Genomic DNA, 11,169 nt, shown 5'->3' on the forward strand with positions numbered 1-11,169 from the left:
TTAAATTCTCTAAATGGACGGGGAGGATGCAAAAATGAATCTTAGTATTTGCTCATTCAGTTTCCACCGATTGCTCGCTGCGGGTAAACAGGATATGTTTCAATATATCAAAGACAGCAAAAATCTGTGCTGCACGCATCTGGAGCCTTGGAACGCTCATTTGTCCAGAATCGATCAGGGTCAGGAGGTCCTGCATGCGGGTTCCAATCCCCGCATGTCCCATCATCTGACGGCCATGGACGATAATTATCTGGACGAGGTCAAACAAGCGGCCGATGAAGCGGGCCTCGCATTCGGCTGCATTGCTGTGGACGGTGCCCATATCTATGAAGAGAACGAAGAAGACAGAGCGCGAAACCGGGCTAAGGCATACCGGTGGATTTCGATCGCGGAGCGGTTATCCGCTGCCCAAATCCGGATTGATTCCGGTGGAGGGGATGAATTTGACGAGCGGAGCTTTGAAATTATCATAGAAGGTTACGAGGACATTATACGGCGTGCGGCCGAGTCCGGCATTCAGGTTGTTGTGGAGAATCATTGGGGGCCAACCCGCTTTCCGGACAATGTCGTGAAGCTCAAGGAAGCACTGCCCAAGCTGGGATTGCTGCTGGATTCGTGGAATTGGGCGCCGGGCAAACAGGCCGAGGGCTGGTTGAAATGCGCCAAATATGCCACCGCCACGCATATTAAGACGTTTCATTTTACGGAAGACGGCCAGGAACTTACGCAAAATATTCCAGCGTTCATTCATCTGCTTCAAGAGCACGGTTTTGATGGCATTTGGGGCATCGAGAGTGTTCCGGCTAATCTCGATGAGATCGAAGGGGCACGCAAAACGGTAGAGTTGATCAAGCGCACTTTAAAACAACAATGAATGTACAGGGAAATGAGGCTCTTGGCTAAAGATGAATTCGACTAACCCACGCTCCCGGAGGCAGATTATCCTTATCGTGGTAGCTGTATTCGGAGGACTGATCTTGTTGTCCGCATTGATTTTCATGCTGCTCCTGAACCGGCTGCAATCGGATGGCACAAGGACCAGTGTTTCTCATCCTGCCTCCAAATATGAATATATGACAACACGGGCATCCAACGGATTTGAACTTCATAGTTTAAAAAGTCTTCCCTCCAACGTAACGCTGGAGTTGATTGACAATAATGTAACGTTATCCGATTATTACGGCATCAACGGCGGTTTCTTCTTTGAAGGTGACCTGCTGAGTATTGCCGTCGTCAACGGGCACCCGATAGCCGGAAACAAAAAGGAGTACGGCTCGGGTAATGAAAATGTGAAGTACTCCCGTGGAACACTTACCTGGGACGGGGCCAGTGACAAGCTTAGCGTCCAAGTCGTTGCCAAGGCTGCAGAGCTAAAGGTAACGGACCCTAACCGTTTCTGGGCGCAGGGAGGCATCAGTATGGGAATCGGCCGCGACGACAGCTGGGAGCAGCAGGCTGTTCTGGAAAACGCTCCTTTTCCGGAGGAGAACAGGCTTCGTTCTGCTATGGTTTATGATAAGCGCGGCATGATCTATCTCATTGTGAGCAGCACGAAAGGAACATTGGCGGATTATCGGGACGCGATTCTGGAAACCGTTGGGGATGGACAGCTGGTGGATGGCATATTTCTTGACGGAGATGGTTCCTCGCAGCTTCAAGCAGCCGAAACCGTCCTGCCTGGCGATAACCGTCCCGTAGTCCAGATGATCCGTCTGATCAACTGACAGTCGCAGTGGATTCCAGGACGCACATACTTGCAAAATAGTAAAGTCATCTTATAACTGCAGCTAATAACAGGCCAAATCGTTCTTATAGAGCGAATGAGCCTGTTTTTTGAATAACCGCTAATCGGATGCCCGTTATCAGATATTTATTGAGCTTATAGGGCATCCATTGTACAATAAGGAACATAATATCCAACTTAGGGAGTTGTTGAGATGGCGAGCGAGACCGTCCTATGGGAGGGGAAGCCCTTTAACTTCGGGATTCCCAGCTTCACGAGTTATAAAATAACAGACCGTCGGATCATCGTGGAGAAGGGGATCCTTACCAAGAAACGGGAGGAAATCCAGCTATACCGGATTCGGGATATTTCCTTGAAGCGGAATCTGATGGAGCGGATGATGAAATTCGGCGATATCACTATTTTTTCTACGGACGCAAGCTCCCCTGCATTTTTACTGCGAAATATAAAAGACAGTATTAACGTATCGGATATTTTGGGCCTTGCCGTTGAGGCCGCCCGGATCAAGAACAGGACGCATGAACTGACCGAGATTCAGGTGTAACACATATTGATTGAACCGATGGTATAGTTGATAAAGGGATGAAGCCGCTGATGCGAGCTTCTTTTTTTATGCCAAAATGCATAGTTTCGGCCAAAAAAAACAATGAATAGACCAAATAAAAATTAAGTAGGATTCTATAAAATAGGAAAAAGCTGTGCTGTACATGAATATAAAGGGGATGAAAGATATGAAAACATACAATGGAATTTATGCGGACGGCCGCGAGGAACGAATCGTCTATCCACTTGGCGGAATCGGGGCGGGAATGATCGGTCTGGAAGGGACGGGAGCGCTGTCGAATGTTTCCTTGAGAGGCAAACCTGATTTGCTGAATCAACCCCTGCTGTTCTCTACATTGACGGTGCTAGGGGAAAAGCCGGCTGCGAGAATACTGGAAGGGCCTGTTCCGGAGTGGAAGGTGTTTGATTTCAGAAATGGTCCGAATGGAGGCGCTGCAGGCGGCCAGAACGGGCGGAATTACGGGCTGCCCCGGATGAAATCCAGCTCGTTCATCTCGCGTTTTCCGTTCGCCACCATTGAGCTTGCGGACTCTTCGCTACCAGTCTCCGTTTCCCTGCAGGGCTGGAGTCCGTTCATTCCGTCCAATGCCGATCACTCCAGCCTGCCGGTTGCCGGATTGGAATATACATTCAGGAACGAATCGGCTGAGAACGTGGATATCGTGTACTCTTTCCATACCTATAATTTCATGTCGATGGGGTTGGGAGAGTCTGCGGTCCGGCAGACGCAGGGAGGATTTGTTCTGTCTCAGTCTCCCGCTCCAGGTCAAGCATGGGCGGAGGGAGCCTTCTGCGCAGCTGTTGACCAGCCGAATGCCGCATCCGTTCATACCAAATGGTTTCGTGGCCCGATCTGGTACGATGAGATGACGATGCTGTGGAAAACGATAGAAGCGGGCGGACAGAATCCCGTTAACTTGCCCGAAGGGGAAGAAGAATACTCGGGACCGGGCGGCAGCCTGTACGTCCCTTTACAATTAAAGCCGGGGGAGGCGAAACGGATCTGCCTGCGGCTGTCCTGGTATGTCCCGGTAACGGATCAAAGGCATGGCCCCGTAAGCAAGGAAATCGAAAATGCCGATGACCGATATCATATACCCTGGTATGCAGGCAAATTTTCCGGTATCGAAGAGGTGGATTTATTCTGGCGGGAGCATTATATGGCGCTGCGCGGAAGGACGGACGCATTTACCAAACACTTCTACAGCACAGACGTCCCGGATGAAATTCTGGAGGCTGTCTCTGCCAATTTGTCGATTCTGAAATCCCCTACTGTCATGCGGCAGAAGGATGGACGGCTCTGGGCCTGGGAGGGCAGCTTCGACATGGAAGGGAGCTGTTACGGAACCTGTACCCATGTGTGGAATTACGCGCAGGGCTTGCCGCATCTATTCCCGGTTCTTGAGCGGGGAATGAGGCAGAGCGAGCTCACGGAAGGGCAGAACGAAGCAGGGCATCAGGCATTCCGCCTGCCGCTGCCGATCCAGCCGGCTGTGCATCATGATCATTCTGCGGCAGATGGACAGCTGGGCGGGATCATGAAGGTTTACCGCGAATGGCGCATCAGCGGGGATATCGTGTGGCTGCGGATGTTATGGCCTAAGATTGAGACAAGTTTGCATTACGCGATGGAGACCTGGGACCCGGACCGCCATGGCGTATTGGTCGAGCCGCATCACAATACCTACGATATCGAGTTCTGGGGACCCGACCCCATGTGCTCCTCCATTTATCTTGGCGCGCTCAAGGCGGCTTCTCTTATGAGCGAAGCGCTGGAATTCGATGGTACCATTTATGCGCAATTGTATAGGAAAGGCCGTTCGTATATGGAGAACATACTGTTTAACGGTGAATATTTTGAACAACAGACGATGTGGGAGGGGCTGAGGGCGGAGCAGCCTACAGCCGGTCTGGATGCAGGCAATGTACAATATTCGCCCGAGGCCTACGGCATTTACATGCGGGAAGGTCCCAAATACCAGTACACCCGTGGCTGCCTCGCAGACGGCTTGCTGGGTGCATGGTTGGCTGAAAATTGCGGATTGGGGGAAATTCTGGATCCGCAGCTGGTAAAAAGCCACCTGCTGAGCGTATACAAGCATAATTTCAGAGCGGATTTGTCTGAACATGTCAATCCGCAGCGGCCAGGCTTTGCGTTCGGCCGGGAAAGCGGACTGCTGCTCTGTACATGGCCGCGCGGAGGTGAACCCACCTTGCCCTTGCAATACAGTCATGAGGTGTGGTCGGGCATCGAGTATCAAGTAGCTTCGCATCTGCTGCTCCATGGCTGCCGGGAAGAAGCCTTGAAGATTGTCAGGTCCTGCCGGGACCGTTATGACGGGAGGATCCGCAATCCTTTCGCCGAATATGAATGCGGTCTGTGGTACGGGCGGGCGATGGCGTCTTATGCGCTATTTGGCGCCTATTACGGCATCCGTTATGATGCTGTGGAGAAGACGCTATATATGCGGCAGTCTGCGCCGGATAACTTCAGCTCCTTTATAGCCGTTTCCACCGGCTTTGGCACGGTCGGCAGACGCGGCGGCGTTCCTTTTGCCGAAATGGCGGAGGGATTCATTGATATTATGCATTATTGCCTGGAATAGCTGTGGTGCTTGATCAGGATCAAAGTCTATTAGCGGACAGGCTGCTGAGGCAGCCTGTTGCTTCTGCTTCAAGGGGAGACAAGGAGAGCTGGCCGCAAGGAGGTATTCCCGGCTTATGGCAACCGGCGCAGAGAAATAACTTGACGGATCGGCTGGAAAAGCGTTCTATAAAGAAATCAGAGAATTGCATTCCGCCTTGATACCGCTTACAAATCCGCGGGCAAACAGGCAAAAATGCCCTGAACATAGCTGTGGGGAGAGATTTTCATGAAACCGCTGGTTTGGCTCCGTTCCCGTTTGTTATACAAAATGCTGCTCTCCTATTCGTTGTTGACGCTTATTCCCCTGTCCATTGTCAGCGTAACCTATTACATGAAAGCGGAAGGGTTATTGGAAAAAAAATCGACCCAAGCCGCTCAGGAAACGCTGGATGCTGCCGCCGTCAAATTGGATGGCCTGCTTTCAGCCTTATCGAGAACCATGTATAACATAGGCACAAATCAGTTGATCCTCTCCCTGCTTGAATACCCGGATCATGTACAGCACGATAAGCTGAAGCAAGCGGCACTCAATCTTCTGCAGGGGGAGAAGGAGGAAGTGACCCAGAAGATCGGCGACTATATCGATACGATTTATTTGAAGGATATGAAAGGCAATGTTTATTCCTTGGGCAGCAAGTCGGCAATGGCCTATTCCAAAGCGTTTGATATCATGCCGTTCGATTATGATTATATTCCGGAATGGGCGTTATTCACGGACCGGGGCAGAATGGCCTGCAATATGAAGCTGTTCGATAAATCCACCGGCGCCGAGATCGGGCGTATGGTGCTGATGCTGGACGCCGATAAAATCCCCGGCTTTTACAGCCAATTCGAGCGAAACCATTTTTATGTGACGAATTCCAACAATGTTATCGTTTCAGCCGCCGAAAAGCAGTCCATCGGCAAAATCCTGAATGTGCAAAATGCGGACAAGGTGGTCGCATTAACGCAAAAGTCGCGTTATTCCGATTTTCATTATATTTATCTTGCGCCCGCCAAGCCCGGTGAGATTATCACCAAGCAAGCTTTTTTCTCCGTTTACGTGACGATTCTGGCCTGGCTGTCGGTTATTGTCATTACCTTCTGGATGCTGCGCAAAGTGACCGTGCCGATCACCAAGCTGACCCGTTTAATGCGCAGGGCAGGCAAGGAGGATTATGCCTTGATGGACGGAATCCACACACAGGATGAAATTGCTGTCCTCTGTCACGGTTATAATCATTTGATCGACAAAACACAAGAGCACATCGAAAAAACGTATAAAGCGGAGCTGCTGCAGAAGGAAGCGGAGCTCAAAGCGATCCGCATGTATATCAATCCGCATTTTCTGTACAACACACTGGAACATATCAGCATCTTATCCAGATCGCCTGGAACCGTCAGTCACATTCCGGATGTGGTGGGCAATTTGGCCGACATTTTCCGCTTTTCCATCTATCCCGGAGAGACGATCGTGACGCTCGCGACGGAGCTTATGTTCGCCGAGAAATATTTGCAGATTCATCAATACCGCTACAAGGGCAGGTTGCAATATGAAATTGACATCGAGGAAGAACTGCGCAATATGACGGTTCCGAAGCTGATTATACAGCCGATCGTGGAGAACGCCATCCTTCATGGTATCGACAAGCATCCGGAAGGCGGCAGAATTCTGATCACCGTTTACGAGGAGAATTTGAACCTCATCGTCGATGTGGAAAATACCGTGTGTGAAGAGGAAATGGAAACAGTGGGAGATCGCCGGAAGGGGCTTGGCTCAGGAATGGAGAATGTAAATGCGCGAATCGTTTTCCATTATGGGAACGGGTATGGCGCACAGCTGATCCGATATAACGAGCGGACGGTCGCCAGACTGACGCTGCCTATTATCATTTAGAAGGAGCTGCTGCATAGATGCGTATTCTGATTGCAGACGATGAAGAGGAAATCCGTGAATATATCCATCGTATGCCGCATTGGCAGGAGGCGGGCTGCGAAATAATCGGCAAAGCAGCCAATGGCCGGGAAGCGCTGGAGCTGCTTGACCGATTGAAGCCGGATCTATTGATCACGGATATCCGAATGCCTGTGATGAGCGGACTGGAGCTGGCGCAGCGGATCAAGGAGGAGGGCAGGGAGGTGCCCGTTATACTCCTGACCGCCTTCGGCGACTTTGAATACGCCCGTCAAGCCATTAAGCTTGGGGTCGTCGATTTCATCACAAAACCGTTCCAGCCCGAAGCGATCGTTCAAAGTGTCCGTATTTTGCAGCAGCATGTATCCAAGCGCAAGGAATGGCTCTGGCAGGATGAGTTTTTTGCCTTGTTCGGTGACGGTCAGAATGCGGAGGGGCAGTTGAAAGCATGGATGTCGCTGCACGATGTGAAGGACGGCTCCTATTATTTGCTGTTTGCGGATATCGATGATGAATCGGCGGTGAACGGAGGTCCGCCTCTTTCCCGTCTTGGTCTGAAGGATAAGATCGAAACGATCTTCAAGAATGAGGGTTATGTGTATTGGACGGCGCTTCCCAAGTCAGGCATCTACTTTACGCTGTTTACCGGCGAGGGCAGAATGCAGGAAACCGCTTCAGGTCTTGTAATGGATATTGCGCGGACGATTATGGCGGAGTGCAACGACAATCCTTCTTCCTCCAGTATTTCACTTGGCATCAGCGGCTGGAGCGCTTCCCTGCTGCAGTTTTCCGAAGCGGTGCGGCAAATTGAGCATTGTATGGAGTACCGGATGCTGCTCGGCAAGAGATCCATGATTGCCTATGAATCATTGGATCAGCGGTTTCTTTCCCGGACCCGTCATAAACAGCTGATCGGCGATGAAGTCGCCGAGCTTCTGCACAAAGGCAGTTGGGAGGAAATACAGCGTTTTCTGCGGGCTGCATACAAGAAAATGCTGCTGGACGGTTTCCACAAAATCGAAATCCGCAATCTCAATCTGCATATGATCGAGGCGGCGGAATCTGTCCTGCAGCAGTATGGCATTGCCCCATCGGCGGAAGAACGGGTAGCGGTCAGGGAGCAGGCGCTCACCTGCAATGTGCTGACCGATCTGATGCAGCTGTTCGAGCGGTATTTCCAGCGGGTGCTGGCACAAATAGCCGGCAAGAAAGAGGATTTCTCGTCCAGACTTGTATTCGAGACCAAACAGGAGATTGAGAAACGTTATGCGGACGATCTGACGCTGCAAATGATCGCGGATCAGTTGAACGTCAATTATTCTTATTTGAGCCGGGTGATCAAGAAAGAGACGGGGAAAAACTTCCGCGACCTGCTGTGGGAGCATCGGCTAAAGGAAGCAACGTCCAGGTTGATCCAGACGGATATGAAAACTTATGAGATTGCTTACGCAGTCGGCTTCAAGGATGTCAATCATTTTGGCGAAATATTCAAGAAACGGCTGGGCAAAACACCAACGGAATTCAAAGAGGAAGCGCGCAGGCTTCCCACAGCTTCCGGATCTGCGGTAGATAGGGGGATGTCATGAAAAGCAATCAAGCGGCAGCACTTACCGTTATCCTATCTGTTCTTATGCTCATGACCGGATGCGGGAGTTTATTCAAGGGCAGCGGAGAAGGGCAGACCAATGCCGAAGCTTTCGTACAGAACGAAGCCGAAGGGGACGGATTTATCATCCGGGTCGGTGCCTGGTTCATTGATGACCGGTCAATTATGGCGCAATTTAAACAAAACGTCGAGAGAGCTTATAAGAACAAGTACCCAAAAGCGAAAATACAGTGGGAAGTTACACTTGGCGAAAACTATACGAACAAACTGATCACCGAGCTTGAGTCCGACTCCGCTCCCGACGTGATTTTCAACCAATATTACCAATCCTTTACGGAGTCCGGGTATTTGGCCGATCTGTCCAGTGAAGCATGGACGGACAAGTTGATTCCACAGGTAAAAAAAACGATGACCTACGCGGCTACAGAGAATCGCTTCCGTCCCTACGACAGCAAAGTGTTTGCCGCTCCAATGGGCATGGGAGTCAGAGGATACTGGTACAACAAGGACTTGTTCCGCCAGCTTGGCCTTGAGGTGCCAAAGAACTTGGGCGATCTGCTTGCGGCCAGCGAGACGATCAAGCAGTCCGGCATCATCCCGATTGCGCTCGGCTTCAAGGATACCTGGACAGTCGGCCAGCATTTTAATAATTTGCTGCAATCCATCGGCTACGGAAGCGACAGCAATTACGGGAGAAGCTTACATGAAGGAGGAAAACGGCTGGACGGGGATGAGGTCCAGACAACCATGCAGTTCTTCCAGACCTTGAAAGAACGGCAGTACATCAACAAGAATGCATTAACCATCGATTGGATGCAGTCCGCTGAACTGTTTACCTCCGGACAAGCGGCCATTATTATGCAGGGGCCGTGGATTGGCGGAACGGTTGAGGATAATTTCGCCAAGGGAGACAAACCGTTCGAACTCGGTTTTTTTCCCGTTTCTGACGTGAATGGTTATTACGATTTGCTGCAGTTCGCTGACCAATATATCTCTGTCAACGCCAAGACCAGCCTGATGCAGCAGGCTAAGGATCTTGTCGCAGTCATATTGAGCCCGGAAGTCTATGAACCTTATTGCAAGGGGAATGGCTATATCCCGGCGTTTACGGACATGAAGCCGGTGTTCGGCAATCCGGTGATGGATGAGGTCATCGAATATGCCAACCGCTCGGATTCACATAACCGCTGGGAGTTGTATGTAGCAACGCCAGCGTACAACGAACTGCTGGCAGGAGTGACGCGAATCGTCTCGGGCGTCGAATTCAACCAAGGCGATCTGCGGCTCGCGCAAATAGAGCTGGAAAAGGGCAAAGAATGGGTCAATCCTCCGCCGGAGTGACCGCTTCCGTCGACCTGTTTATGCCGAAAGTAAAAACTGTCCCGTGAAATAGTCAAATGCGGCTATGCGTCGGCAGTCTGAGTGCTTGCTAGAATGATCTATGCAAGGGTCAGACACATGCATTCAGTATTGACAGAACGGGAGAGATCGCATGCGGGAACAACAAATTGATTTTATGAATATTGCTCCTTATGTCCGATTGATTCAGGAAATTGATGCGGATGACGCATACCGGATCCCCAGCCGGGTGATTTATGATCATGAGCTTATTTTCGTTCTGGAGGGCAGCTGCGAATATTGGATTGAAGGCGAACGATACATGCTGCGCGCGGGAGATATGCATTATATGCCTCCTCATACGGAGCATTATTGCTACGTCCCAAGGGGCGGGCGTTTCCACTATTATGCCGTACATTTTGATTGGGTCTACATGGGGGCAAGCTTCGACTTTTCCAGTGATGTCTATACAAAATGGGATTATATCCGTATGGATGCGATTCCGGTGCAACCGGATTTGAGAGACAGACCCAATGTCAGGTTAAGCGAGCTTAACATTCCATATGCCGTACAGCTGAAGGATCATGCCAAATACATACAACCCTTCCGTGAACTGATGGATATCTATGAACATAAAGGGTATGGCTATCATCTGGGCATGCGATCCTGTTTATTAAAAATTATGAACTGGCTCGTCAGCGAGCTTGCGTCGGAAAAGAGAGAATTCAGGGTCGATGCAAGCAGCGGGAATCATCATTATATCGCCGAGATCATTCATTATCTGCATCTGCATTATCATGAGAATATCGAAATCAACGACCTGGCCGAGATCGTTCATCTCTCCACGAATTACTTGATGGTTCTCTTCAAACGAACGACTGGCCAGACCATTTTGGAATATTTGAAATGCCTGCGCATGGAAAAAGCGAAGGCGCTTCTGCAGGAGCGGAAATATACCGTAACCGAAATTGGAAGTATGGTCGGTTTCCAGGACATCCATTATTTCAGCAAGCTGTTTAAGCGCAATGAGGGACTTTCCCCGAAGCTGTATGCGCATATGCTCAAAACAATATCTTAAAAATGGATATGACTTACATTAAAGCTATGCACAGTGAGCACTCCAGCTTTTGGAGTGCTTTTTTGGCGTGGCAAGCGAGAATTGGCATGAATGGTACAAATAAATCGATGAAAAGGCCAAATTCATTTGGTGGCGTTTCTGATACGTTGGAGAAAGAATCGGCACGCATGTTTTGGTAAGCGCTTACTTGTGGCTGCAGAGGGCGTTGGCAGACGGAAGACGGCCATAAGGATATCAATTTGTGCCGGGTCCAAAGGGGGGATGCTGTATCGCAAGCAGCTAGGTATAGCCGGCTTAA

The 11,169-nt window shown here is 50.3% G+C and carries 8 protein-coding genes; all 8 read left to right on the forward strand.

Features of this window, described 5'->3' with window-relative positions:
* Nucleotides 1-34 precede the first annotated feature (34 nt).
* Nucleotides 35-874 (forward strand): sugar phosphate isomerase/epimerase family protein, encoded by an 840-nt coding sequence (locus IEY46_RS06755; RefSeq protein WP_188990354.1) that lies wholly within the window; start codon nt 35-37, stop codon nt 872-874.
* 31 nt (nt 875-905) lie between these two features.
* On the forward strand, nt 906-1,724 hold the full coding sequence (locus tag IEY46_RS06760) for a hypothetical protein (protein ID WP_188990356.1): 819 nt from the start codon (nt 906-908) through the stop codon (nt 1,722-1,724).
* A 213-nt stretch (nt 1,725-1,937) separates the two neighbouring features.
* Nucleotides 1,938-2,288, forward strand: a complete 351-nt coding sequence (locus IEY46_RS06765) for a PH domain-containing protein (RefSeq protein ID WP_188990358.1) — start codon at nt 1,938-1,940, stop codon at nt 2,286-2,288.
* 187 nt (nt 2,289-2,475) lie between these two features.
* A complete protein-coding gene (locus IEY46_RS06770) occupies nt 2,476-4,914 on the forward strand; it encodes a GH116 family glycosyl hydrolase (protein ID WP_188990360.1) in 2,439 nt (812 codons plus the stop codon).
* 267 nt (nt 4,915-5,181) lie between these two features.
* Nucleotides 5,182-6,831 carry a sensor histidine kinase gene (locus IEY46_RS06775; RefSeq protein ID WP_188990362.1) on the forward strand — a complete coding sequence of 550 codons (1,650 nt, stop codon included), beginning with the start codon at nt 5,182-5,184 and terminating at the stop codon, nt 6,829-6,831.
* A 17-nt stretch (nt 6,832-6,848) separates the two neighbouring features.
* Nucleotides 6,849-8,435 (forward strand): response regulator transcription factor, encoded by a 1,587-nt coding sequence (locus IEY46_RS06780; protein ID WP_188990364.1) that lies wholly within the window; start codon nt 6,849-6,851, stop codon nt 8,433-8,435.
* Nucleotides 8,432-9,796 carry an ABC transporter substrate-binding protein gene (locus IEY46_RS06785; RefSeq protein WP_188990366.1) on the forward strand — a complete coding sequence of 455 codons (1,365 nt, stop codon included), beginning with the start codon at nt 8,432-8,434 and terminating at the stop codon, nt 9,794-9,796. The genes IEY46_RS06780 and IEY46_RS06785 overlap by 4 nt, the downstream gene beginning before the upstream one ends.
* Nucleotides 9,797-9,947: 151 nt before the next feature.
* Nucleotides 9,948-10,871 (forward strand): AraC family transcriptional regulator, encoded by a 924-nt coding sequence (locus IEY46_RS06790; RefSeq protein ID WP_188990368.1) that lies wholly within the window; start codon nt 9,948-9,950, stop codon nt 10,869-10,871.
* Nucleotides 10,872-11,169: the final 298 nt, after the last annotated feature.

This window comes from Paenibacillus nasutitermitis, assembly GCF_014641075.1.
In the GTDB taxonomy this organism is placed as follows: Bacteria; Bacillota; Bacilli; order Paenibacillales; family Paenibacillaceae; genus Paenibacillus_Z; species Paenibacillus_Z nasutitermitis.

Coding starts and splice junctions, on each gene's coding strand:
- IEY46_RS06755 (WP_188990354.1), top strand. CDS start 35: ATGAATCTTAGTATTTGCTCATTCAGTTTCCACCGATTGCTCGCTGCG.
- IEY46_RS06780 (WP_188990364.1), top strand. CDS start 6,849: ATGCGTATTCTGATTGCAGACGATGAAGAGGAAATCCGTGAATATATC.
- IEY46_RS06760 (WP_188990356.1), top strand. CDS start 906: ATGAATTCGACTAACCCACGCTCCCGGAGGCAGATTATCCTTATCGTG.
- IEY46_RS06770 (WP_188990360.1), top strand. CDS start 2,476: ATGAAAACATACAATGGAATTTATGCGGACGGCCGCGAGGAACGAATC.
- IEY46_RS06790 (WP_188990368.1), top strand. CDS start 9,948: ATGCGGGAACAACAAATTGATTTTATGAATATTGCTCCTTATGTCCGA.
- IEY46_RS06785 (WP_188990366.1), top strand. CDS start 8,432: ATGAAAAGCAATCAAGCGGCAGCACTTACCGTTATCCTATCTGTTCTT.
- IEY46_RS06775 (WP_188990362.1), top strand. CDS start 5,182: ATGAAACCGCTGGTTTGGCTCCGTTCCCGTTTGTTATACAAAATGCTG.
- IEY46_RS06765 (WP_188990358.1), top strand. CDS start 1,938: ATGGCGAGCGAGACCGTCCTATGGGAGGGGAAGCCCTTTAACTTCGGG.